24 protein-coding genes and 1 tRNA gene are annotated in these 22,183 nt (G+C 76.6%); 16 read left to right on the plus strand and 9 right to left on the minus strand.

Annotated features, from left to right (window positions below):
* Nucleotides 1-31: 31 nt before the first annotated feature.
* The 4 genes from ACI79O_RS06825 to selD all read right to left on the minus strand — a co-directional run bounded on the left by ACI79O_RS06825 (nucleotide 32) and on the right by selD (nucleotide 3,447).
* Nucleotides 32-997 (minus strand): zinc-binding dehydrogenase, encoded by a 966-nt coding sequence (locus tag ACI79O_RS06825; protein WP_456913645.1) that lies wholly within the window; start codon nucleotides 995-997, stop codon nucleotides 32-34.
* A gap of 75 nt (nucleotides 998-1,072) precedes the next feature.
* On the minus strand, nucleotides 1,073-1,645 hold the full coding sequence (locus ACI79O_RS06830; protein ID WP_456913646.1) for a hypothetical protein: 573 nt from the start codon (nucleotides 1,643-1,645) through the stop codon (nucleotides 1,073-1,075).
* Between the two features lie 137 nt (nucleotides 1,646-1,782).
* Nucleotides 1,783-2,376, minus strand: coding sequence for a hypothetical protein (locus ACI79O_RS06835; RefSeq protein WP_456913647.1), 594 nt, complete (start codon nucleotides 2,374-2,376; stop codon nucleotides 1,783-1,785).
* 60 nt (nucleotides 2,377-2,436) lie between these two features.
* Nucleotides 2,437-3,447 (minus strand): selenide, water dikinase SelD, encoded by a 1,011-nt coding sequence (gene selD / locus ACI79O_RS06840; protein ID WP_456913648.1) that lies wholly within the window; start codon nucleotides 3,445-3,447, stop codon nucleotides 2,437-2,439.
* A 23-nt stretch (nucleotides 3,448-3,470) separates the two neighbouring features.
* Between selD and ACI79O_RS06845 the strand changes: the two genes are divergently transcribed.
* The 3 genes from ACI79O_RS06845 (at nucleotide 3,471) to selB (ending at nucleotide 6,648) form a co-directional block, all read left to right on the plus strand.
* A tRNA-OTHER gene (locus tag ACI79O_RS06845) sits at nucleotides 3,471-3,566 on the plus strand.
* 35 nt (nucleotides 3,567-3,601) lie between these two features.
* Nucleotides 3,602-4,912: an L-seryl-tRNA(Sec) selenium transferase gene (gene selA / locus ACI79O_RS06850; RefSeq protein ID WP_456913649.1), complete on the plus strand. Its 1,311-nt coding sequence runs from the start codon at nucleotides 3,602-3,604 to the stop codon at nucleotides 4,910-4,912.
* Nucleotides 4,903-6,648 (plus strand): selenocysteine-specific translation elongation factor, encoded by a 1,746-nt coding sequence (gene selB / locus ACI79O_RS06855; protein WP_456913650.1) that lies wholly within the window; start codon nucleotides 4,903-4,905, stop codon nucleotides 6,646-6,648. The genes selA and selB overlap by 10 nt, the downstream gene beginning before the upstream one ends.
* A gap of 181 nt (nucleotides 6,649-6,829) precedes the next feature.
* Here selB and ACI79O_RS06860 read toward each other — a convergent pair whose 3' ends face one another.
* Nucleotides 6,830-7,597, minus strand: a complete 768-nt coding sequence (locus ACI79O_RS06860; protein WP_456892446.1) for an enoyl-CoA hydratase-related protein — start codon at nucleotides 7,595-7,597, stop codon at nucleotides 6,830-6,832.
* A gap of 47 nt (nucleotides 7,598-7,644) precedes the next feature.
* On the opposite strand from ACI79O_RS06860, the gene hemW reads away from it, so the two are divergent.
* The 3 genes from hemW to ACI79O_RS06875 all read left to right on the plus strand — a co-directional run bounded on the left by hemW (nucleotide 7,645) and on the right by ACI79O_RS06875 (nucleotide 10,710).
* Entirely contained in the window at nucleotides 7,645-8,859 is a 1,215-nt protein-coding gene (gene hemW / locus ACI79O_RS06865; RefSeq protein WP_456913651.1) for a radical SAM family heme chaperone HemW, read from the plus strand.
* A 127-nt stretch (nucleotides 8,860-8,986) separates the two neighbouring features.
* The gene (locus ACI79O_RS06870) at nucleotides 8,987-10,108 is read left to right on the plus strand and encodes a sensor histidine kinase (protein ID WP_456913652.1); all 1,122 of its coding nucleotides are present in this window, start codon (nucleotides 8,987-8,989) and stop codon (nucleotides 10,106-10,108) included.
* The gene (locus ACI79O_RS06875) at nucleotides 10,105-10,710 is read left to right on the plus strand and encodes a response regulator (RefSeq protein ID WP_456913653.1); all 606 of its coding nucleotides are present in this window, start codon (nucleotides 10,105-10,107) and stop codon (nucleotides 10,708-10,710) included. The genes ACI79O_RS06870 and ACI79O_RS06875 overlap by 4 nt, the downstream gene beginning before the upstream one ends.
* A 3-nt stretch (nucleotides 10,711-10,713) precedes the next feature.
* Here the strand turns inward: ACI79O_RS06875 and ACI79O_RS06880 are convergent, their stop codons facing one another.
* Together ACI79O_RS06880 and ACI79O_RS06885 are read right to left on the minus strand one after the other, a co-directional pair.
* Entirely contained in the window at nucleotides 10,714-11,148 is a 435-nt protein-coding gene (locus ACI79O_RS06880; RefSeq protein WP_456913654.1) for a GNAT family N-acetyltransferase, read from the minus strand.
* A gap of 32 nt (nucleotides 11,149-11,180) precedes the next feature.
* Nucleotides 11,181-11,807: a type II toxin-antitoxin system VapB family antitoxin gene (locus ACI79O_RS06885; protein WP_456892456.1), complete on the minus strand. Its 627-nt coding sequence runs from the start codon at nucleotides 11,805-11,807 to the stop codon at nucleotides 11,181-11,183.
* Here ACI79O_RS06885 and hrcA point away from each other — a divergent pair.
* The 9 genes from hrcA to ACI79O_RS06930 all read left to right on the plus strand — a co-directional run bounded on the left by hrcA (nucleotide 11,767) and on the right by ACI79O_RS06930 (nucleotide 19,493).
* Complete coding sequence (hrcA, locus tag ACI79O_RS06890; protein ID WP_456913655.1) at nucleotides 11,767-12,789, plus strand: heat-inducible transcriptional repressor HrcA; 1,023 nt, start codon at nucleotides 11,767-11,769, stop codon at nucleotides 12,787-12,789. The genes ACI79O_RS06885 and hrcA overlap by 41 nt on opposite strands.
* 14 nt (nucleotides 12,790-12,803) lie before the next feature.
* Nucleotides 12,804-13,943, plus strand: coding sequence for a molecular chaperone DnaJ (gene dnaJ, locus ACI79O_RS06895; protein ID WP_456892459.1), 1,140 nt, complete (start codon nucleotides 12,804-12,806; stop codon nucleotides 13,941-13,943).
* The gene (locus ACI79O_RS06900) at nucleotides 13,940-14,707 is read left to right on the plus strand and encodes a 16S rRNA (uracil(1498)-N(3))-methyltransferase (protein WP_456892461.1); all 768 of its coding nucleotides are present in this window, start codon (nucleotides 13,940-13,942) and stop codon (nucleotides 14,705-14,707) included. The genes dnaJ and ACI79O_RS06900 overlap by 4 nt, the downstream gene beginning before the upstream one ends.
* A 128-nt stretch (nucleotides 14,708-14,835) precedes the next feature.
* Nucleotides 14,836-15,195, plus strand: coding sequence for a histidine triad nucleotide-binding protein (locus ACI79O_RS06905; protein ID WP_456877567.1), 360 nt, complete (start codon nucleotides 14,836-14,838; stop codon nucleotides 15,193-15,195).
* Between the two features lie 30 nt (nucleotides 15,196-15,225).
* Complete coding sequence (locus ACI79O_RS06910; RefSeq protein ID WP_456913656.1) at nucleotides 15,226-16,053, plus strand: enoyl-CoA hydratase/isomerase family protein; 828 nt, start codon at nucleotides 15,226-15,228, stop codon at nucleotides 16,051-16,053.
* A 114-nt stretch (nucleotides 16,054-16,167) separates the two neighbouring features.
* Complete coding sequence (locus ACI79O_RS06915; RefSeq protein WP_456913657.1) at nucleotides 16,168-17,277, plus strand: PhoH family protein; 1,110 nt, start codon at nucleotides 16,168-16,170, stop codon at nucleotides 17,275-17,277.
* Between the two features lie 5 nt (nucleotides 17,278-17,282).
* A complete protein-coding gene (gene ybeY, locus ACI79O_RS06920) occupies nucleotides 17,283-17,786 on the plus strand; it encodes an rRNA maturation RNase YbeY (protein WP_456877570.1) in 504 nt (167 codons plus the stop codon).
* A gap of 10 nt (nucleotides 17,787-17,796) precedes the next feature.
* Nucleotides 17,797-19,128 carry a hemolysin family protein gene (locus ACI79O_RS06925; RefSeq protein ID WP_456913658.1) on the plus strand — a complete coding sequence of 444 codons (1,332 nt, stop codon included), beginning with the start codon at nucleotides 17,797-17,799 and terminating at the stop codon, nucleotides 19,126-19,128.
* Between the two features lie 32 nt (nucleotides 19,129-19,160).
* The gene (locus ACI79O_RS06930) at nucleotides 19,161-19,493 is read left to right on the plus strand and encodes a cytidine deaminase (RefSeq protein WP_456892468.1); all 333 of its coding nucleotides are present in this window, start codon (nucleotides 19,161-19,163) and stop codon (nucleotides 19,491-19,493) included.
* Nucleotides 19,494-19,501: 8 nt separating this feature from the next.
* Here the strand turns inward: ACI79O_RS06930 and ACI79O_RS06935 are convergent, their stop codons facing one another.
* Nucleotides 19,502-20,899 carry a short-chain fatty acid transporter gene (locus ACI79O_RS06935; RefSeq protein ID WP_456913659.1) on the minus strand — a complete coding sequence of 466 codons (1,398 nt, stop codon included), beginning with the start codon at nucleotides 20,897-20,899 and terminating at the stop codon, nucleotides 19,502-19,504.
* A 199-nt stretch (nucleotides 20,900-21,098) separates the two neighbouring features.
* Here ACI79O_RS06935 and ACI79O_RS06940 point away from each other — a divergent pair, with 199 nt between their 5' ends.
* Nucleotides 21,099-21,296 (plus strand): hypothetical protein, encoded by a 198-nt coding sequence (locus ACI79O_RS06940; protein WP_456892472.1) that lies wholly within the window; start codon nucleotides 21,099-21,101, stop codon nucleotides 21,294-21,296.
* Between the two features lie 100 nt (nucleotides 21,297-21,396).
* Here ACI79O_RS06940 and ACI79O_RS06945 read toward each other — a convergent pair whose 3' ends face one another.
* Nucleotides 21,397-22,110 (minus strand): hypothetical protein, encoded by a 714-nt coding sequence (locus ACI79O_RS06945; RefSeq protein ID WP_456877573.1) that lies wholly within the window; start codon nucleotides 22,108-22,110, stop codon nucleotides 21,397-21,399.
* Nucleotides 22,111-22,183: the final 73 nt, after the last annotated feature.

The raw sequence follows: 22,183 nt of genomic DNA on the forward strand, positions 1-22,183 counted from the left end.
TCCCGGGCGCTCCGGGACCTGGAGCGCCCGCTCAGACGGTGAAGACGATCTTCCCGGCGGTGCGGCCCTCGAGCATGCGCGCGAACCCCTCGCGCGCCTGCTCGAGGGGCAGCTCGACGTCGACGACCGGCCGCACACCGGTGACCCGGCACAGCTGCACCAGCGACTCGAGCTCGTCGCGGGTGCCCATCGTCGAGCCGACCACCGACAGCTGGGTGAAGTAGACCCGGTTGAGCTCGGCGCCGGGGTCGAAGCCGGTGGTGGCGCCGGAGATGACGACGACGCCGCCCGGCTTGAGCGACCGGATGCTGTGCGACCAGGTCGCCTTGCCGACGGTCTCCATGACGCCGTCGACCCGCTCGGGCAGCCGGGCGCCGGTCTCGAACGCCTGCTCGGCGCCGAGCGCGAGCGCCGCCGCCCGCTTCTCCTCGCTGCGGCCGGTCACCCACATCCGGTAGCCGGCGGCCCGCCCGAGGACGACGAGCGCGGTGGCCACGCCGCCGCTGGCCCCCTGCACGAGCACCGTCTGCCCGGGCCGCAGGCCGGAGCGGACGAACAGCATCCGGTAGGCGGTCAGCCAGGCGGTGGGGAGGCAGGCGGCCTCGGCGAAGGACAGCTCGGCCGGCTTGGGCAGCAGGTTGCGGCGGGGGACCGCGACCCGCTCGGCCATCGTGCCCTGGTGCAGCTCGGAGAACAGCGAGCGCTTGGGGTCGAGGGTCTCGTCGCCGGTCCAGCCGGGGCTGGCCACGACGCCGTGGACGACGACCTCGTTGCCCTCCTCGTCGAGCCCGGCCGCGTCGGTGCCCAGGACCATCGGCATCCGCTCCTGCGGCAGGCCGACCCCGCGCAGGCTGAACAGGTCGTGGTGGTTGAGTGAGACGGCCCGGACCTGCACCGTCGTCCAGCCGTCGGGGACCTCCGGCTCCGGGCGCTCGCCGACCTCCAGCACGGACAGCGGGTCGTCGGGCGAGGGCGAGGAGACGAAGACGGCGCGCACGGTCGGGACGCTAACCCCTGCCGGCCGCCGCGGCGATGCGGGTCGCGGCCTGCCACGGCCGCGACCCGCACCGGATCAGTGCGGGGCCGCGCAGTTGGAGATGGCCGACCGGATGTCGCCCGGGAGGCGGTCCAGGCGCTCCGCGGCGTCGATCCCCAGTGCCGGGACCACGAGCTCGACCGTGCCGCTCAGCTCGGCCTGGCGGATGAGCACGCGCAGGTCGCACCCGGTCGGGAACGGCGGTTCCGGCTGCTCGGTGGCCCGCCCCTCCCCGCGCCACGTGACGTCGACGTCCAGGGTGCCGGCGAGGTCGGGCAGCCCGTCGGCGGTGCACGTCAGCGCGGTGGTCCCGGCCGTGCTCACCGACCCCAGCCCGCGGAAGGTCGCCGGCAGGGGTGCCTCGGCGAAGCACTCGTACCCGCCGCCCGCGAAGACCTCCGGCACCGTGAAGGGCGCCTCCCCGTCGGGGTCGAAGGCGCTCAGGAACACGCCCGCCCCGCCGACCAGCGGGAAGGCCGTGGCCGACCCGGTCGTGGAGTTCTCCGTGCCCCTGTCCGCCGGGGGCGCCGCCGCCGCGGTCCCCGGCAGCCCGCCCAGCACGCCGGCAGCCAGCAGCACCGTCAGCGCGCCGGCCGTCCTCGTCCTCATGTCGTCCTCCTCCGCGCCGCCCGGGCCCTCCGGGTCCGGCGCGGGCGGCAGGCTGGCAGCGGCACGGCCGGGCCGGAACGGATCCGCGTGCGGCGGTGCCCGGCGACGGCGTGTCGCCCGGGACGCGCCGATGCCGATCAGGAGCAGGCCGGGACGCCGCGGGACACCGAGTCGTCGTCATCGGCCAGGCTGACCGCCACGCCGTCGTATCCGAGGTCGGGCACCACCAGCCGGACCTGCCCGGTCACCACGGCGTGCCGGTCGGTGAGCCGCTCGGGGCACGTGCCGCCGGGGCCGGTCACCGTGTGCTCCGCCACCGGGCCCTCGGCGGTCCAGGTGAGGTCGACGACGGCGGTGCCGGTCACCTCGCCGGGGTGCGTGTGCGAGCCGCAGGTCAGCGCCAGCTCGCCGCGGGCGGTCGCGGAGTCCAGCCCGTCGACGGCGGCGGGCACGGTCTGCTCGGTCAGGCAGTCCCAGCCCAGGACGAAGAACTCCCCGTTGCCGAAGGCGTCGGTGCCCGGCGGGGCGAAGACGGTCAGGTGCACGAAGACGTCGTCGCTGCCGCTCGTCCCGCCCGCGCCGAGGAAGGCGCTGGCGTACCCGGTGCCGCCGTCGTCCGCCGGGACGGACGCCGTGGGGGTGGCCGTGGGGGTGGCCCGCGGCGGTGCCGCCGGCCCACCGCCGCACCCGGCCAGCAGCAGCACCGCCGCCGTCCCCGCCACCCACCGCACGCCGTCCTCCTCCGCTGCCGGGCGCGGAGGATGGCAGCCGCCGGCGGCGGGCGGAAGGACCTAGCGGACGACGACGACGGCGGCGTCGCGGCGCGGCACGAACTCCCCGATGACCGGCGCACCCGGCACCTCGCCGGCCAGCAGCAGTCCACCGGAGGTCTGAGCGTCGGCCAGCAGCAGCGCCTCGTCCTCGTCCACCGCGGACAGGTCGGTGTGCGGCCGCACCCAGTCGAGGTTGCGCCGGGTGCCGCCGGAGACGAACCCGTCGGCCAGCGCCTGCCGGGCACCGGCCAGGTAGGGCACGGCGGCGGCGTCGACCACCGCGGTCACCCCGCTGGCCCGCGCCATCTTGTAGAGGTGGCCGAGCAGGCCGAAACCGGTGACGTCGGTGCCGGCGCGGACGCCTGCGGCCACCGCGGCCCGCGAGGCGTCCCGGTTGAGCGCCGTCATCGAGGCCACCGCCTCCTCGCTCACCTCGCCGGTGGCCTTCGTGCGGCTGTTGAGCACGCCCACGCCCAGCGGCTTGGTCAGCGACAGCGGCGCCCCGGCGACGGCGGCGTCGTTGCGGATGACCCGGTCGAGGTCGACCAGGCCGGTGACCGCCATCCCGTACTTGGGCTCGGGGTCGTCGACGGAGTGCCCGCCGCCGACGTGGCAGCCGGCCTCCTGCGCGACCTCCAGCCCGCCGCGCAGCACCTCGGCGGCGAGGTCCGCGGGCAGCACGTCGCGCGGCCAGCCGAGCAGGTTGACCGCGACGACCGGGGTCCCGCCCATGGCGTAGACGTCGGAGAGCGCGTTGGCTGCGGCGACCCGGCCGAACGTGTACGCGTCGTCGACGACCGGGGTGAAGAAGTCGGTGGTGAGCACCAGCCCCTGCCCGCCGGCGATCCGGACCACGGCCGCGTCGTCGCCGTCGTCGAGGCCGACGACCAGCTCGGCGGCCGGGTCGGCCGGGCCGGTGCGGGTCAGGCCCGCGACGACGGCCTCCAGCTCGCCGGGCGGGATCTTGCAGGCGCAGCCGCCGCCGTGCGCGTACTGGGTGAGCCGGGTGCGTGCGGGCGCGGTCGTCACGCCGTCACCGTAGGCTGCCCGGCGGAGGCGTCAGGGTGCCTGGTGGCCCCCGCGGCCTCTAAAGCCGACGTGGCCGAGCAGCTCGGTCAGGCGGGTTCGATTCCCGTCCGCCTCCGCCAGCCTCCGCGGGTCGGCGCGCATACGCTCCGCAGCGATGAGCGCCGACCCGCGGCGGGCCGTGCCCCGCACCGACACGCTGCTGGCCGAACCGGCGCTGGCCGACGCCGCCGCCCGGCTCGGTCGCGAGCTGGTCAAGGACGCCGTCCGCGCGGTGCAGCAGCGGGTGCGCGAGGGCGCGCTCGCCCCCGCGGACGTCGTGGCCGCCGTCCTCGCCGACCTGCCCGCGACGGCGGGCAGCCTGCGGCCGGTGCTCAACGCCACCGGGGTCCTGGTGCACACCAACCTCGGGCGGGCGCCGCTGTCGCGGGCCGCGGTCGAGGCGGTGGTGGCGGCCAGCGGCACCACCGACGTCGAGCTGGACCTGGGCTCCGGCCGGCGCGGGCCGCGCGGGGAGGCGGCGCTGTCGGCGCTGCTCGCCGCGGTCCCCGACGCGGAGGCCGCGCTGGTGGTGAACAACTGCGCGGCGGCGCTGGCCCTGGTGGCCACCGCCCTCGGCGGCGAGCTGGTCATCGCCCGCGGCGAGCTGGTCGAGATCGGCGACGGCTTCCGCATCCCCGACCTGCTGGCGTCCACCGGCGCCCGGCTGCGCGAGGTCGGCACCACCAACCGGGTCGCGCTCGAGGACTACACCGGCGCGCTGGGCCCGGACACCGGCGCGGTGCTCAAGGTGCACCCGTCGAACTTCGTCGTCCGCGGCTTCACCCGGTCGGTGCCGGTCGCCGACCTCGCCGCGGGGCTGGCCGGCACCGGCGTGCCGCTGGTGGCCGACGTCGGCTCGGGCCTGCTGCGGCCGCACCCGGCGCTGCCCGACGAGCCGGACCTGCAGACGACGCTGGCCGACGGCGCCGACCTGGTGCTGTCCAGCGGCGACAAGCTGCTCGGCGGCCCGCAGGCCGGGCTGGTCCTCGGCCGGGCCGACCTGGTGCAGCGGCTGCGCCGGCACCCGCTGTACCGGGCGCTGCGCGTGGACAAGACGACCCTCGCGGCGCTGGAGGCCACGCTGCGCGGCCCGCTGCCGCCGGTGCAGCAGATGCTCGCCGCCGACGTCGCCGGCCTGCGGGCGCGGGCCGCCGCGCTGGCCGCCCGGCTCAGCGCCGCCGGGCTGGACGCGGCTGCCGTGGACTCCGCCGCCCGGGTCGGCGGCGGGGGAGCGCCCGAGCACCCGCTGCCCAGCGCCGCGGTATCGCTGCCCGGTGCCTTCGCCGAGCCGCTGCGGCGGGGCCCGCGGCCGGTGGTCGGGTACCTCGAGGCGGGCCGCACGCTGCTCGACCTGCGCAGCGTGCCGCCGTCCTCGGACGACGCGCTGGCCGCCGCGGTGCTGGAGGTGGCCCGCTCGTGCAGGTGATCGCCACCGCGGGGCACGTCGACCACGGCAAGTCGACGCTGGTCCGCGCGCTCACCGGCATGGAGCCCGACCGGTGGGAGGAGGAGCGCCGCCGCGGGCTGACCATCGACCTCGGCTTCGCCTGGACGACGCTGCCCTCGGGGCGGGTGGTCGCCGTCGTCGACGTGCCCGGGCACGAGCGGTTCGTGGGCAACATGCTCGCCGGGGTCGGGTCGGTGCCGGCCGCGCTGGTCGTGGTGGCCGCCGACGACGGCTGGTCGGCCCAGACCGCCGAGCACGTCGCCGTCCTCGACGCGCTCGACGTGCGGCACGCGCTGCTCGCCGTCACCAAGGCCGACCTCGCCGACCCCGCGCCGGTCCTCGCCGACGTCACCGAGCGGTTGGCGGCCACCTCGATGGGGACGGTGCCGGGCGTGGCGGTCAGCGCGCCCACCGGCCGCGGGGTGCCCGAGCTGACCGCCGCGCTCGAGACGCTGCTGGCCGGGCTGCCCGCCCCCGACGCCGGCGCGCCGGTGCGGCTGTGGATCGACCGCGCGTTCCCCGTCCGCGGCGCCGGCACCGTGGTCACCGGGACCCTCGCCGCCGGCTCGGTGGCCACCGGCGACCGGCTGCGGCTGCACGACCGGGAGGTGGGGGTCCGCGGCGTGCAGTCCCTGGGCCGGCCGGTGGAGCGGGCCACCGCGACCGCGCGGGTGGCGCTGAACCTGCGCGGCGTCGCCGTCGAGGACCTGCGCCGCGGCGACGCGCTGCTCACGCCGGGCGCCTTCCGCGACACCGCCGAGGTCGACGTCGTGCTGGCCCGCGAGGACGACGGCCGGCTGCCGGCCGAGGCGGTGCTGCACGTGGGGTCGGCGGCGGTGCCGGTGCGGCTGCGCCCGTTGGAGGGGACGGCGGTCCGGTTGCGCCTGGCCGCGCCGCTGCCGCTGCGGGTGGGCGACCGCGTGCTGTTGCGCGACCCCGGCGCCCGGCGGGTGCTGGGCGCCGACGTGCGCGACGTCGCCCCGCCGGAGCTGCGCCGCCGCGGCGCGGCGCGGCAGCGCGCGGCCGAGCTGGCGTCGCAGGACACCGGCCCGGCCGGTGCCACCGCCGACCTGGTGCGCCGCCGCGTCATGCGGGTCGACGACTTCACCGCGATGGGCTGGCCGGTGCCCGACGACGCCGTCCGCGCCGGGCCGTGGCTGCTGGCGCCGGGGCTGGTCGAGACGCTGGCCCGGCGGGTGCCGGGGCTGGTGGCCGCGCACCGGCAGGCGTTCCCGCTCGAGCCCGGCCCGCCGGTCGCCGTCGTCCGCCGGCAGCTGGACCTGCCCGACGACGACCTGGTGCGGCTGGCGGTGCGCCCGCCGCTGGCGCTGCGCGAGGGCCGCGTGGTGGTGGTCGCCGCGGGGCTCCCGGCGGCGGTGCAGCGCGCCGTCGACGGCATCCGGGCACGGCTGGCCGCGGACCCCTTCGGCGCGCCCGACGCCGAGGAGCTGCGCGCCGCCGGGCTGGGTCCGCGCGAGCTGGCGGCGGCGGTGCGCGACGGTCAGCTGGTGCGGGTCGGCGAGGGCGTGTACCTGGCACCGGGCGTCGAGGCGGTGGCGCGCGAGCGGCTGGCCGCGCTGCCGGCGCCGTTCACCCTCAGCCAGGCCCGCTCGGCGTGGGGGACCTCCCGCCGGGTGGCCGTGCCGCTCGCCGAGTGGCTCGACGCCCGCGGCGTGACCGAGCGGCTTCCCGACGCCACCCGACGCCTGCGCTGAACTCCCGGCCTCCGCCGGCTCGGCCGGGGCCCCACCTGTGAGTTCCGTGCGCAGTCGTGCTCTGCCCCCGATGCGGACCAGAGCACAAGCGTCCGCAGGACCTCGGTGCGGGCCCGCCTCCGGCCTGGCGGAGCGACGGGAGCCCCGGCCTGCGCGCCGGAGCCGAGGGAGTCCCGGCCCGCTACAGCGAGGGGACCCAGCGCGCCGGGCGCTTCCCCCGGAACGCCGCGATGCCCTCCTGGCCGTCCTCGCCGGCGAAGGCCCGGGCGGAGAGCTCCAGCAGGTCGTCGAACGAGCCCCGCAGCCCGCCGGCCCGCAGCAGCCGCTTGGTCTCGGCCAGCGCCCACGGCGACCCGGCCGCCAGCGCCCGCACCTGCACCTCGGCCACGGCGTCGACCTCCCCGTCGGGCGCGACGAGGTCGACCAGCCCGCCGGTCGCGGCCGCGGCGGCGTCGAACACCTCCCCGGTGAGCATCAGCCGGTGCGCCACGTGCGGCAGCATCCGCGGCAGCACCACGGCGGAGATCACCGCGGGTACCAGCCCCAGGCGCACCTCGGACATGCCGAACGTCGCCGAGGCCGCCGCCACGACGACGTCGCAGGCGGCCGCCAGCCCCACCCCGCCGGCCCGCGCCGGCCCGCGGACGACGGCGACCACCGGCTTGGGCGAGGTCCAGATCGTCTCCAGCAGGTCGGGCAGCTCCCGCACGCCCTGGTCGCCGGCCCCGGCGCCCGCGGCCTCCGACAGGTCCATCCCCGAGCAGAACACCCGGCCGGTGTGGTCGAGCACGACCACCCGCACGGCGTCGTCGGCGAGGGCGGTGTCCAGCGCCTCGCGCAGCTGCGCCCGCAGCGCGCGGGAGAGCGCGTTGCGGTTGGCCGGCGAGTCCAGGACCAGCCGGGCCACGCCTCCCTCGACGGTCACCTGCAGCAGCCGGTCCGCGCTCACCCCGGCATCCTGCCCGGGGGTGCGGCGGCGCGGCACACTGGGAGCAGATGAACACCGTCCTGCCGCCGCCGGCGACCCCGGCCCTCGAGCTCCCCGACGCCGCCCGCGAGCACCTGGCGACGACGCCGTTCGGCCTCTACGTGCACGTGCCGTTCTGCGCCACCCGGTGCGGCTACTGCGACTTCAACACCTACACCTCCGACGAGCTAGGCCCCGGCGCCAACCGCGCCGAGTACGCGGGCACGGCCATCGCCGAGCTGCGCCGCGCTGCCGCCGTCCTCGGTCCCGACCTGCCGACGGTGTCCACCGTCTTCGTCGGCGGCGGCACCCCGACGCTGCTGCCCGCCGAGGACCTCGCCGCGGTCCTGGCCGCCGTCCGCGAGCTGTTTCCCGTCGCCCCCGGCGTCGAGGTGACCACCGAGGCCAACCCCGAGTCGGTGACGCCGGCCTCGCTCGACACCCTGCGGGCCGCGGGCTTCACCCGGCTGAGCCTGGGCATGCAGTCCGCCGCCGAGCACGTCCTGGCCGTCCTCGACCGGCGGCACACGCCCGGCCGCGCCGGGCAGGCCGCCCGGGAGGCGGCCGCGGCCGGGTTCGGGCACGTCAACCTCGACCTCATCTACGGCACCCCGGGGGAGACCGACGCCGACTGGGCCGCCTCCCTCGACGCCGTCCTCGCCGCGCCGGTCGACCACGTCAGCGCCTACGCGCTCATCGTCGAGGACGGCACCCGGCTGGCCCGCCGGATCGCCCGCGGCGAGCTGCCGATGCCCGACGACGACGTCCTCGCCGACCGCTACGTGCAGGCCGACACCGTGCTCCGCGGCGCCGGGTTCGACTGGTACGAGGTCAGCAACTGGTCGCGCGGGGACGCCGCCCGGTGCCGGCACAACGAGCTGTACTGGGCCAACGCCAATTGGTGGGGCGTCGGCCCGGGCGCGCACAGCCACGTCGGCGGGGTGCGCTGGTGGAACGTCAAGCACCCCGCCGCGTACGCGCAGCGCCTCGCTGCGGGGGAGAGCCCGGTCGCCGACCGCGAGGTCCTCGAGCCCGCCGACCGGGCGCTGGAGACGGTGATGCTCGGCCTGCGGCTGCGCGACGGGCTCCCGCTGACCGCGCTGTCCGACACCGGCCGGCTGCGCGCCGCCGACGCCGTCGCCCGCGGCCTGCTCGACGCCGGGGCGCACGCGGCCGGGCGGGCGGTGCTCACCGACCGCGGCCGGCTGCTCGCCGACGCCGTCGTCCGCGACCTCACCGACTGACCTCCGGGCCTGACGGATGTCAGGCCGGGACGGCGACGTCCCGCACTACTGCCGGCGCCGCAGGGCGCGGCAGGCTCCGGGTGTGCTCACCGATGCGCCGGGCCCGCGCGGGCTACGGTCGGTCGGCGTGGACGCCCGATCCCGCTGGCAGCGCCTCGGGTGGACGCTGCCCTGGCTGCTGTTCCAGGTCTTCCCGATCGCCGACCTGGTCACCACCGACCGGCCGGCGGCGGTCCGGGTCGTCGCCGGGGCCGCGCTGGTGGCCTTCACCACCGTCTACCTCGACGTCTTCCGGCGGGCCTTCGGCGGTGGCTGCTGGGGCCCACCGGCGCTGGGCCGGCTCGCGGTGGTCGCGGCCCTCGGGACCGGGCTCGCCGTCTGGCTGGGCCCGTCCTGGGCCGGGCTGATGATCTACGTCTCGGCGGCCGCGGCGGCGTCGCTGCCGCAGCGCTGGACGTGGCCGGCCGTGGCCGCGGCCGCGGCGGTGTGCGCGCTGGTGCTGGCCGTCCACGGCGACCTCGACGACCTGTTCTTCCTGCCGGTGCTGTGCCTGCTCACCGCCTTCGGCCTGCACGGCACCCGGCACCTGGTCACGGTCAACACCGAACTGGCCGAGGCGCGGGAGGAACTGGCCCGCAACGCCGTCGCCGAGGAGCGGCTGCGCTTCGCCCGCGACCTGCACGACCTGCTCGGCCACAGCCTGTCGCTCATCGCGCTCAAGAGCGAGCTGGCCGGCCGGCTCGCCGAGGCCGACCCCGCCCGGGCGCGCGCGGAGATGGCCGACGTCGAGGCCGCCGCCCGTCGGGCGCTGGCCGAGGTCCGCGACGCGGTCAGCGGCTACCGACAGGTCAGTTGCGCGCAGGCGCTGGCCGAGGCCCGCTCGGCGCTCTCCGGCGCGGGGATCGCCGTCCGGCTGCCCGCCCGGGTGCCGACCCTCCCCGGCCCGGTCGACGCCGCGCTGGGCTGGGTGGTCCGCGAGGCCACCACCAACGTGCTGCGGCACAGCGGCGCCCGCGCGGTGGCCGTCACCCTCACCGACGACGGCACGGAGGCGGTCCTCACCGTGACCGACGACGGCCGGGGCCCGGCCGACGACACCGCCCCCGGGTCGGGGCTGACCGGCCTGGCCGAGCGGGTCGGTGCCCTGGGCGGCGCGCTCACCGGCGGCGCCGGCCGCGACGGCGGCTACGAGCTGCGCGCCGTCCTGCCGCTGGCGCCCGCGGCGGTCCCGGTGGGGGCGCCCCGGTGATCCGCGTCCTCGTGGCCGAGGACCAGTCGATGGTCCGCGGCGCGCTGCGGGCGCTGCTGGAGCTGGAGCCCGACATCACCGTCGTCGCCGAGGTGGGCCGGGGCGACGAGGTGCTGGCCGCCGCCCGCGAGCACCACCCCGACGTCGCCCTGCTCGACATCGAGATGCCCGGCCGGGACGGGCTCGAGGCCGCCCGCGAGCTGGCCGCCGAGCTGCCGGCCGTGCGCGCGGTCGTGCTGACCACGTTCGGCCGGCCGGGCTTCCTGCGCCGCGCGATGGAGGTCGGCGCGGCCGGCTTCCTCGTCAAGGACGCCCCGGTCGCCGAGCTGGCGAGGGCCATCCGCGCCGTCGTCGCCGGGGAGCGGGTGATCGACCGGCAGCTGGCCGCCGCCGCGCTGGCCATCGGCGCCACCCCGCTCTCGGCGCGGGAGGCCGACGTGCTGCGCGAGGCCGCCGACGGCGCCACGGTGGCCGACATCGCCCGCCGGCTGTTCCTCTCCGAGGGCACGGTGCGCAACTACCTGTCCTCGGCGATCGGCAAGACCGGTGCGCGCACCCGGGTGGAGGCCGCCCGCGTCGCCGCCGACAAGGGCTGGCTCTGACGCTCAGAGCTCCAGTTTCATCCCCACGTGCGAGGCGACGTAGCCCAGCCGCGCGTACAAGCGGTGCGCGTCGGGACGGCGCCGGTCGGTGGTGAGCTGCACCAGCGCGGCGCCGCGGCGTCGGGCCTCGTCGGCCGCCCACCCGAGCAGCGCCCCGCCCAGGCCGCGCCCGCGGGCCGACGAGGCCACCCGCACGCCCTCCACCTGGGCACGCAGCGCGCCGCCGCGGGAGAGCCCCGGCAGGAACGACAGCTGCAGCGTGCCCACGACCGTGCCGCCGTCGTCGGCGACGACGAGCAGGTGCGCCGGGTCGGCGTCGACGGCGGCGAAGGCCGTCTCGTAGGGCACGAGGTCGGCGGCCTCGCGGCCGGCGCCGAGCGGGTCGTCGGCCAGCAGCGCGACGACCGCGGGCACATCGGCGGCGGTGGCCCGGCGCACGACGACGCCGTCGGCCAGCGGGCGGGGGAGGGTCAGGACGCCCGGAACGGGTCGGCGGGCATCAGCGCGTCGAGGTCGAGCACCCGCACGTGGATGACGGTGCGCTGCTGCAGCGCCGCCCGCAGCGCCCGGTGCAGGCCGTCCTCGAGGTAGAGGTCCCCGTGCCACTGGACGGCGTGCGGGAACAGGTCGCCGTAGAAGGTCGAGTCGTCGGCCAGCAGCGTGTCCAGGGCCAGCTCGCGCTTGGTGGTGACCAGCGTGTCGAGCCGGATCTGCCGGGGCGGGATCATCGCCCAGTCACGCGGGGACAGGCCGTGCTCGGGATAGGGGCGGCCGTTGCGCACCGCTTTGAAGATCAGGGACCCGACCTCCGTCCGACCCACCCCGTTCCGGCACCGTCCGCCCGTCACCCTATCGGCCGTGCGGGTGACCCGTTCGGCCCCGTCCAGAGGCTCACCGCGAGCTCGCGAGCGGAGAGCGGGACGGGGCCCTTCGCGTATGCTGGGCTGGCACTCCGTCCGTGCGAGTGCCAGCCCGCCCGTGGTGGCCGGCGCGCGCCGACCACGCCGCCCGGAGCCGCCCGCACGACGACGTCGACCGGTACGGGGAGGTGTCACCGTGGCGCACGACGAACGCCGCCTGCAGGTCCTGCGGGCCATCGTCCAGGACTTCGTCTCCACCAACGACCCGGTGGGCAGCAAGGCCCTGGCCGAACGGCACGACCTCGGGGTCTCGCCGGCCACCATCCGCAACGACATGGCGGTGCTGGAGGAGCAGGGCTACATCACCCAGCCGCACACCAGCGCCGGCCGGGTGCCCACCGACAAGGGCTACCGCCTGTTCGTCGACCGGCTCTCCTCGGTCAAGCCGCTGTCGGCCGCCGAGCGCCGGGCGATCGAGCGGTTCCTCGACGGCGCGGTCGACCTGCACGACGTCCTGGGCCGCACCGTGCGCCTGCTCGCGCAGCTGACCCACCAGGTCGCCGTCGTGCAGTACCCCGCGCTCTCGCGCAGCGCCGTGCGCCACCTCGAGGTGGTGCAGCTGACCGGCTCCCGGCTGCTGCTGGTGCTCATCACCGACACCGGCCGCGTCGAGCAGCGGGTCGTCGACTGCCCGGCCGACGTCACCCGCGACGACGTCGCCGACCTGCGCGCGCTGCTCAACTCCGCCTTCACCGGCGCCCGGCTCGCCGACGCCGGTGGCAAGGTGCCCGACCTGCTCGACACCGCACCGCCGCACCTGCGCGCGCTGGTCGCCGCGGTCAGCGCCGCGCTGGTCGAGACCCTGGTCGAGCCGGGCGAGGACCGGCTGGTCATCGGCGGCACGGCGAACCTCGCCCGCGTCGCCGTCGACTTCCCCGGCAGCCTGCGCCCGCTGCTCGAGGCGCTGGAGGAGCAGGTCGTCGTCCTCCGGCTGATCAGCGAGGTCGACGCCGGCGGGGCGGTGCTCGTGCGGATCGGCGAGGAGAACGCCCACGAGGCGCTGGCCGGTGCGTCGGTCGTGTCCGTGGGGTACGGCACCGGCGACCGGGCGCTGGGCGGGCTGGGCATCGTGGGCCCGACCCGCATGGACTACCCGGGCAACATGGCCGCGGTCCGCGCCGTGGCCCGCTACGTCGGCCAGCTGCTGGCCGAGAGCTGAGGTCTGTACACCCGATGGCAACCGACTACTACGGCGTCCTGGGGCTGTCCCGGGGCGCGTCCGACGCCGACATCAAGAAGGCCTACCGGCGGCTGGCGCGCGACCTGCACCCCGACGTCAACCCCGATCCCGAGGCCAAGGAGCGCTTCCAGGAGGTCAGCCGCGCCTACCAGGCGCTGACCGACCCGGACAAGCGCCGCATCGTCGACCTCGGCGGCGACCCCTTCGACAGCGGTGCCGGCGCCGCCACCGGCTCGCCCTTCGGGCAGGCCGGCTTCGGCGGGCTCGGCGACATCATGGACGCCTTCTTCGGTGGCGGGGCCATGGGTGGGCGCGGCCCGCGCAGCCGGGTCCGCGCCGGGGACGACGCGCTCATCCGCATCGAGCTCGACCTCGAGCAGACGGTCTTCGGCACCACCGAGGAGATCACCGTCGACACCGCCGTGCTGTGCGGTACGTGCTCCGGCGCGGGCACCGCCCCCGGCACCCATCCGGTCACCTGCACCACCTGCTCGGGCCGTGGCGAGGTGCAGAGCGTGCAGCGCTCCTTCCTCGGCCAGGTGGTCAGCACCCGGCCGTGCCCGACCTGCGCCGGCACCGGGCAGGTCATCCCCGACCCCTGCCCCGAGTGCGGCAGCGAGGGCCGGGTGCGCGCCCGCCGCACCATCCCGGTCAAGGTGCCCGCCGGCGTCGAGGACGGCATGCGCATCCGGCTCACCGGCCGGGGCGAGGTCGGTCCCGGCGGCGGACCGGCCGGTGACCTCTACGTCGAGATCCGCGAGCGCCCGCACGAGGTCTTCACCCGCGACGGCGAGGACCTGCACTGCCACGTCAGCCTGCCGATGACCGCCGCGGCGCTGGGCACCACGCTGCCGCTGACGCTGCTCGACGGCGAGGACACCGACGTCGACGTGCGGCCGGGCACCCAGCCGGGCACCGTGCTGACGATGCGCGGCAAGGGCGCTCCGCGGCTGCGGGCGACCGGCCGGGGGAACCTGCTGGTGCACGTCGACGTGATGACGCCGACCCGCCTCGACGCCGAGCAGGAGAAGCTGCTGCGCGAGCTCGCCGCGCTCCGCGGGGAGGACCGGCGCGAGCCGGCCGCCGAGGGGCCCGGGGGGTTGTTCTCCCGGGTGCGGAACCCGTTCAGGTGAGCGCTCCGGTCACCGACGACCAGCACCCCGCGCAGGACGGCTCGCCGCTGTTCCTGCTCGACGAGCTGCCCGGGACCGCCGAGCTGCTCGTCGGCGGCGGTGAGGGCCGGCACGCCGTCGACGTCCTCCGGCTGACCCCCGGTGAGCCGGTGCGGGTCGGGGACGGCCGCGGCACCGTCGTCGAGGGGACCGTGCTCGACGCCGGCCCGTCGGGGCTGCGCGTGCAGGTGACCGCCCGCCACGAGGTGCCCGCGCCGGAGCCGGAGTTCGTCCTGGTCCAGGCGCTGCCCAAGGGCGACCGCGGTCCCCTCGCCGTCGAGCTGGCCACCGAGCTCGGCGTCGACCGGATCGTCCCGTGGGCCGCCGCCCGCTGCGTCACCCGCTGGCGCGAGGACCGGGTGGAGAAGGGCCTGGCGAAGTGGCGGGCGGCGGCGCGGGCGGCGGCCAAGCAGGCCCGCCGGCCGCGGGTGCCCGAGATCGGCGAGCTCATGACCACCCGCCAGGTGTGCGGCGAGGTCGGGGACGTCGACCTGGCGGTGGTCCTGCACGAGCAGGCCGGCCGCCGGCTGGCGGGTCTCGAGGTGCCCCGCAGCGGCACGGTCGCCGTCGTCGTCGGGCCCGAGGGCGGCCTGACCGACGGCGAGGTGGTCGCGCTGCGCGCCGCGGGCGCGCAGGCCGTGCGGCTCGGGCCGGAGGTGCTGCGCACCTCGACCGCCGGCGCGGCCGCGCTGGCCGCCCTGTCCATGCGCACCCGCTGGTCCTGACGGCCGGTCGTGCCGAGCCTGCGCCACGATCAGGTGACCTGATCGTCGGGCGTCCTCCCTCACCGCGCACCGTGAGGGAGGACGCGTTGCGGTGAGGGAGGACGTCGCCGCGCCCTAGGGTCGACGCCGTGAGCGACTGCCTGTTCTGCCGGATCGTCGCCGGGGAGATCCCCGCCGACGTGGTGCACGAGACCGACCGCACGCTGGCCTTCCGCGACGTCAACCCGCAGGCCCCCACGCACGTGCTGGTGATCCCCAAGGACCACCACCCCACGGTGGCCGCGCTGGCGCAGGCCGACCCCGACCTGCTGGGGGCCGTCGTCCGGGCCGTGTCGGCGGTCGCCGTCCAGGAGGGCCTGGCCACCGAGGACGGCGTCGAACCGGGGTACCGGGTCGTCACCAACACCGGCCCGCAGGCCGGTCAGTCGGTCGACCACGTGCACCTGCACGTCCTCGGCGGCCGCCGCATGACCTGGCCCCCGGGGTGACCCCGTGGCCGGCGGTGGCAGGGTGGCGGCATGACCGACGCCGGCAGCGCCGCTCCCGTCCGGATCGAGCGGGACGGCGACGTCGCCGTCGTCGTGCTGGACAAGCCACCGCTGAACCTGTTCGACGAGCCGGTGTTCGCCGCCTTCGAGCAGGTCGCCGCCGAGCTGGCCGCGCTCACCGCCCCGGGCCGTCCTGGCCGCGCCCGGGCGGTGCTGGTCGAGGCGCGCGGCCGGGTGGTCTCCGCCGGCGTCGACGTCCACGCCTTCCGGGACATCGCCGAGGGCCCCGACCCGGCGCAGCACGGCGCGGCGCTGTGGGCCCGGCTGCTGCGCGTGGCGCAGGCGTTCGAGGACCTGCCGGTGCCCACCGTCTTCGCCGCGCACGGGCTCACCCTCACCGCCGCCTTCGAGCTGGCGCTGGCCTGCGACGTGCTGCTGGCCACCGAGCGGGCGTCGTTCGGCCTGGTCGAGATCGTCGTGGGGCTCACCCCGTCGATGGGCGGGCCGCAGCGGCTGGCCGAGCGGGCCGGCCCGGCGCGGGCCAAGGAGCTCGTCTTCACCGGCGAGCACTACCCGGCGGCGGTCCTGGAGCGGTGGAACGTGGTCAACCGGGTGCTGCCCGACGACGGCTTCGCCGCGGCCGCCCGCGAGTACGCCCGCCGGGTCGCCGCGGGCCCCACGGTCGCGCACGCGGCCACCAAGCGCCTCGTGACGACGGCGGTGCGGCACGGCGCGCGGGCCGCCGACGACGTCACCCCGCAGGTGTCCGGCCCGCTGTTCGCCACCGCCGACCTGCGCGGCGCCGTGGCCTCCTTCCTCGAGGAGGGGCCGGGGAAGGCCGCGTACGAGGGGCGCTGAGCGTCCTCGGGCGGGATTCCGGGTCGCGCGGCGCGGGTAGACTCGGACGGTCCGATCCCCGTGCCAGGAAGGCAGGGTCGAGGGTTCTTGCCCGACACCTCCCCGAACGTCCCCGTGCCCGGCGCCCCCACCTCGCGTGAGGCCTCCGCCCAGGCCGCCACGGCGGACGTCGCCGCCGCTCTCGCGACCCCCGCGCCGGCGGCGGTCCGCACCACCATCACCGTCCCCGACCAGGTGTCGATGGTCGCCCTCCTCGGCTCCGGCGACGAACTGCTGCGCCTGGTCGAGAGCGAGCTCGCCGCCGACGTGCACGTGCGCGGCAACGAGATCGCGGTGACCGGCCAGCCGGCCGACAACGCCTTCGCCGTCCGCGTCTTCGACGAGCTGATCGCGCTGCTGGGCACCGGCCAGGCGCTGCGCCCGGACTCGGTGCGCCGCGTGATCGGCATGCTGCGCAGCGGCGGCTCCGAGCGCCCGGCCGACGTCCTCAGCCTGGACATCATCAGCCGCCGCGGCCGCACCATCCGGCCCAAGACGCTGAACCAGAAGCGCTACGTCGACGCGATCGACGCGCACACCGTCGTCTTCGGCATCGGCCCGGCCGGTACCGGCAAGACCTACCTGGCGATGGCCAAGGCCGTGCAGGCGCTGCAGACCAAGCAGGTCAACCGGATCATCCTCACCCGGCCCGCGGTCGAGGCCGGGGAGCGGCTGGGCTACCTGCCGGGCACGCTCAGCGAGAAGATCGACCCCTACCTGCGGCCGCTGTACGACGCGCTGCACGACATGGTCGACCCGGAGTCCATCCCGCGGCTGATGCAGTCGGGGACCATCGAGGTCGCCCCGCTGGCCTACATGCGCGGACGCACGCTCAACGACGCCTTCGTCATCCTCGACGAGGCGCAGAACACCACCGCCGAGCAGATGAAGATGTTCCTCACCCGGCTCGGTTTCGGCTCGAAGATCGTCGTCACCGGCGACGTCACCCAGGTCGACCTGCCCGGCGGCGCGCAGAGCGGTCTGAAGGTCGTGCGGGAGATCCTCGACGGCATCGAGGACGTGCACTTCGCCAACCTGACCAGCTCCGACGTCGTCCGCCACCGGCTGGTCGGCGACATCGTCGACGCCTACGAGCGCTGGGACGCCGCCCACCAGCAGAGCGGCGGCGCCCGGCCCGCCGTCCCGGCCCGGCCGGCCCGGCCCACGCGCCGGCAGGGGAGCTGAGCGCCGTGCCGGTCGAGGTGGCCAACGAGTCCGAGATCGCCGTCGACGAGGCCGAGCTGACCGGGATCTGCCGGTACGTGCTGGCCGAGATGGGCGTCAACCCGATGGCCGAGCTGTCGGTCCTGTGCGTCGACCCGGACTACATGGCGGTGCTGCACGAGCGCTGGATGGGCGAGAAGGGCCCGACCGACGTCCTGGCCTTCCCCATGGACGAGCTCGACACCTCCCGGCCCGACGACCCCGAGCCCGGCCCGGCGCTGCTCGGCGACGTCGTGCTGTGCCCCTCGGTGGCGGTCCGGCAGGCCCGCGCCGCCGGGCACACGATGGACGACGAGCTGCTGCTGCTGGCCACCCACGGCGTGCTGCACCTGCTCGGCTACGACCACATGGAGCCCGAGGAGGAGCGGGAGATGTTCGGCCTGCAGACACGCCTGCTCGAGGGCTGGCGCGCGGCCCCGCGGCAGCCGGTGACCGGCGAGCCGGCCGAACGGGGCCAGTCCTCCCGGTGAGGGCACCGCGATGAGCCCCGGTGCGGTCACCCTCCTGGTCGTCGCGATCTGCCTGGTGCCGCTGGCCGGCGCCTTCGGGGCCGTGGACGCCGCGCTGCAGCGGGTGTCGCTGGCCCGCGTCGAGGAGCTGCGCCGTGACGGCGTGCGCCGCGCGGCGGGCCTGGAGCAGGTGCTCGACGAGCGGGCCCGCGCCGTCGCGCTGCTGCTCCTGCTGCGGATCGTCTGCGAGATGGTGGCGGCGGTGCTCGTCGCCGTCGTCGTGGTGGGCAGCCTCGGGACGACGTGGCAGGCGGTGCTCGCCGCGGCCGCGGTCATGACCGTGGTCAGCTACGTGCTGGTCGGCGTCGGCCCGCGGACCCTCGGCCGCCAGCACGCCTACCCGATCGCGCTGCGCACCGCCGGGCTGGTGCGGCTGCTGGTGCGGGTCCTGGGCCCGGTCGCGACGCTGCTCATCCTGCTCGGCAACGCCATCACCCCCGGCCGCGGCTACCGCGACGGCCCGTTCTCCACCGAGGTGGAGCTGCGCGAGCTGGTCGACCTGGCCGAGGAGCGCGGCGTGGTCGAGTCCGGCGAGCGCAACATGATCCACTCGGTGTTCGAGCTGGGCGACACGATCGCCCGCGAGGTCATGGTGCCGCGCACCGACGTCGTCTGGATCGAGCGCACCAAGACCGTCCGGCAGGCCATGGCGCTGGCGCTGCGCAGCGGGTTCAGCCGGATCCCGGTGATCGGGGAGAACGTCGACGACGTCGTCGGCGTCGTCTACCTCAAGGACCTCGTCCGCCGGTCGCAGAACCTCGGGGAGAGCCGCGGGCCGAGGGTCGAGGAGCTCATGCGCCCGCCGGCGTTCGTGCCCGAGTCCAAGCCGGTCGACGAGCTGCTGCGCGACATGCAGGCCCGCCGCATCCACATCGCGATCGTCGTCGACGAGTACGGCGGGTTCGCGGGCCTGGTGACCATCGAGGACATCCTCGAGGAGATCGTCGGCGAGATCGCCGACGAGCACGACGCCGAGCAGCGGCCCCCGGTCGAGCACCTCGACGACGGCTCGGCGCGGATCACCGCCCGGCTGCCGGTCGAGGACCTCGCCGAGCTCTTCGACGTCGAGCTGCCCGGCGACGACGACGTCGAGACCGTCGGCGGCCTGCTCGCCCGCGAGCTCGGGCTGGTGCCGATCGAGGGCTCGGCCGCCGAGGTCGCCGGCCTGCGGCTGGTCGCGGAGAGCACCGGCGGGCGGCGCAACCGCATCGACACGATCCTGGTCACCCGCGTTCCCGACGCCGACCCCGAGCACCAGGCGGGGGCCACCCGGGCCGAGGTCCCGGCGGCCGTCGAGAGCTGACGACTCCCGCGGGCATGGCAGGCTGACGCCCCGTGCCCGACCTGCAGCCCGAGGACGCCAAGCTCGTCACCCTGGCCCGCTCCGCGCGCGCCCGCACCGGCGCCGCCGAGGGGGCCGCGGTCCGCGACACCGACGGGCGCACCTACGTCGCCGCCTCGGTCGCGCTGCCCTCGCTGCGGTTGTCCGCGCTGCAGGCCGCGGTGGCCGCGGCGGTCTCCAGCGGCGTCGAGGGGCTGGAGGCGGCGGTGCTCGTCTCCGACGCCGACGCGGTCGAGCAGGAGGGCCTGGCCGCGGTGCACGACCTGACCCCGTCCGCGCCGGTGATCCTCGCCGGCCCCGACGGCGTCGTCCGCGCCACCACCTGAGGCGGGCCTCAGGCCGCCATACCCAGCAGCAGCAGCGTCCCGCCGAAGACGAGGCCGCTGGCGACCAGGGTGACCGTCGTGTACCCGAGGATGTCGCGCATCTTCAGCCCCGCGATGGCCAGCACCGGCAGTGCCCAGAACGGCTGGATCATGTTGGTCCACTGGTCCCCGTAGGCGACCGCCATGATCGCCACGGCCGGGTCGACGCCCAACCGTTCGGCGGCGTCGAGCACGATCGGGCCCTGGACGGCGAACTGGCCGCCGCCGGACGGGACGAAGAAGTTGACCAGGCCCGCGGAGAGGAAGGTCAGCAGCCCGAAGGTCGTGGGCGACGCGACGTCGACGAAGGCGTCGGACAGCACCGTGATGAGCCCGGTGGCCGTCATGATCCCGAGGATCCCGGCGTAGAGCGGGAACTGGAGGAGGATCTCGCCGACGTTGGAGGCGGCGTTCTTGACCAGCGCGATGAGCTCGAAGGGGTTGCGGACCAGCAGCAGGATCAGCGCCAGGAAGGTCCAGTTGACGACGTCGAGGGTCGGGGTCCCCCCGTCGACGTAGTGCAGGACCAGGTAGGCGACCAGCAGCAGCCCGGTGAGCAGGGTCGGCACGCGGCTTGCGTCGACCCGGTCCGCGGGGGTGACCACCGCGTCCTCCACGGCGGGCGCGGTGCCGTACTCGGCCCCGGCGGGCAGCGGGACGACCTTCTCGTTCCCCCGGGGGGCGGCCCAGCCGATGGCCAGCCCGACCACGACGATGGTGACCGCGGCGGCGGTCAGGTTCCACCAGGCGAAGGTCGTCTCCGTGACCGGGATCGTCCGCCCGAGCTGCTCGGCGAGGAAGGACCCCTCGGTCGCGGCGGTGAGCGGTCCCGAGCCCGAGTAGCCCATGTGCCAGATGACGTAGCCGGAGTAACCGGCCGCCACCAGCAGCGGGAAGTGCAGCCGCAGCCCCCGCTCCCGACCCTGCTCGGCCACCTCCTTGGCCAGGATTGCCCCGACGACCAGGCCCAGCCCCCACGTGATGAGCGAGGCCAGCGCCGCGACGACGAAGACGTAGACGTAGGCGCTGCGCGGGGAGCGGGGCACCCCGCCCAGCCGGACCAGGAGACGCCGCACCGGTCCGGTGTTGGCCAGGGTGTGGCCGAGCAGCAGGATGAGTGCCATCTGGGTGATGAAGGCCAGCAGCCCGGCCAGCCCGTCGCCCCAGGCGGTCACCACCTCGCGCGGCCCGGAGTCGGTGAGCAGCAGGGCCAGCAGCGCGACGACGAACGTCAGCACGATGGCGAAGACCAGCGCGCTGGGGATGTAGCGCTCGACGACGTGGTTCACCGGGCGCATCACCGCGGCCAGTCCACCCGAGCGGCCTCCGGTGCTGCGCGGGTCGCTGCCGGGGTCCGTCCTGGTCATGTGCCGCCTCCCGCGGGGCTCCGGCCCGTGCCCGGGGCCGCCGGGACGGGGCGCGGCCGACGGCCGCCGCACTCGCGATCGTGGCACCGGCCGGTCGGTTCCGCGTGCCGGTCCGCAGCCGCACCGGATGGCAGTCCTCCTGCGGTGGGCGTCGGTCCTGCCACTGGTGCCACCGGCCCGGGACGACGATCGTCGAGGCGTGACGACGCTCCTGTTCCTCCTCCTGGTCCTGCTCGTCCTGCAGTCGCTCGGCCGCCCGACCGCCCCCGTCCGCGACCGGGCCACCTCGTGGACCGAGACCGGGCAGCGTCTGGTCGCCGACGTCGTCGCCGGCGTCCGCGTGCTCAGCCGGCTCGACGCCGTTCGCCGCGACCGGATCGGCCGTCCCTGGTCCTGACCGACGCGTCCGCCCCGTCCTCCCCACCCCTGGCCCGCTCGGGGCGGGACCCGGGACGGGGCCGCACCGGGTCCCGCCCGGTGCGGCCCTCCCCCCGACGTCAGGGACGCAGCGCGGCGCGGGCCACCGGCAGCAGCGCGGCCAGCTGCACGGCGCCGCCGAGGACGCTGACCGCCACCGGGAACTCGCCGCTGGTCAGCACGAACCCGGCCAGGAAGACCGGCGCCGCCCACACGGTCACGTCGCGGCGGGCGCGGACCAGGGCCGCCGTGCCGACCAGGGTGCCGAGGATCGCGCAGAGGAGGAACGGGGTGAGCACGGCGAAGGGCGTGCCGTCCTGGACGGCGGTCCACAGCCCGGCCGCGCCGGGACCGCCGGACTCGGCGACGACGGCGGCCATGAGGCGCAGGCCGGCGAAGCCGCCACCGCCGATGGCGCCGAGGGCCAGCAGGGCCGCGGCCGCACCCGACAGCCAGGGCGCGCTGCGGCGGCCGGCCAGGGCGATCGTCGCGGCCACCGCGACCGAGGTGGCCATCGCGACGAGGTAGGCGCTCAGCGCGACCGTGTAGCGGGTGGGGTGCTCGGCCACCCCGGCGAGGAACCCGACCGCCTCGTCGCGGGGCAGGCCGGCGGGGGAGAGCGCGTACTGCACGGCCAGGGCGACCGGTGAGACGAGCGCGGCGCCGACGAGCACCCGGCGGCGGGCGTGCGGCCGGCCGGCGGCCGCCTCGGGTCCGGCCGGCTGCGCTCCCCGGACGGCGGTGGTCCGGTCCGGTGCGACGAGGCCGGCGCCGAGCTGGGTGCTGCTGGTCATGGGGGGTTCCTCCTGGTGGGCCCGGCTCCGTCGGCCGGCAGGAGGACCGTCGCCCGCCGCGCGTCCCGGGGGC

It is taken from the genome of Geodermatophilus sp. SYSU D00696 (genome assembly GCF_054050235.1).

Bases quoted from the DNA above. Each gene is read 5' to 3' on its own strand.
- ACI79O_RS06830 (WP_456913646.1), bottom strand. From the start codon at position 1,645: ATGAGGACGAGGACGGCCGGCGCGCTGACGGTGCTGCTGGCTGCCGGC.
- selA (WP_456913649.1), top strand. From the start codon at position 3,602: ATGAGCGCCGACCCGCGGCGGGCCGTGCCCCGCACCGACACGCTGCTG.
- hemW (WP_456913651.1), top strand. From the start codon at position 7,645: ATGAACACCGTCCTGCCGCCGCCGGCGACCCCGGCCCTCGAGCTCCCC.
- ACI79O_RS06885 (WP_456892456.1), bottom strand. From the start codon at position 11,807: ATGGCCCGCAGGACCTGCAGGCGGCGTTCGTCGTGCGCCACGGTGACA.
- dnaJ (WP_456892459.1), top strand. From the start codon at position 12,804: ATGGCAACCGACTACTACGGCGTCCTGGGGCTGTCCCGGGGCGCGTCC.
- ACI79O_RS06910 (WP_456913656.1), top strand. From the start codon at position 15,226: ATGACCGACGCCGGCAGCGCCGCTCCCGTCCGGATCGAGCGGGACGGC.
- ACI79O_RS06925 (WP_456913658.1), top strand. From the start codon at position 17,797: ATGAGCCCCGGTGCGGTCACCCTCCTGGTCGTCGCGATCTGCCTGGTG.
- ACI79O_RS06935 (WP_456913659.1), bottom strand. From the start codon at position 20,899: ATGACCAGGACGGACCCCGGCAGCGACCCGCGCAGCACCGGAGGCCGC.
- ACI79O_RS06945 (WP_456877573.1), bottom strand. From the start codon at position 22,110: ATGACCAGCAGCACCCAGCTCGGCGCCGGCCTCGTCGCACCGGACCGG.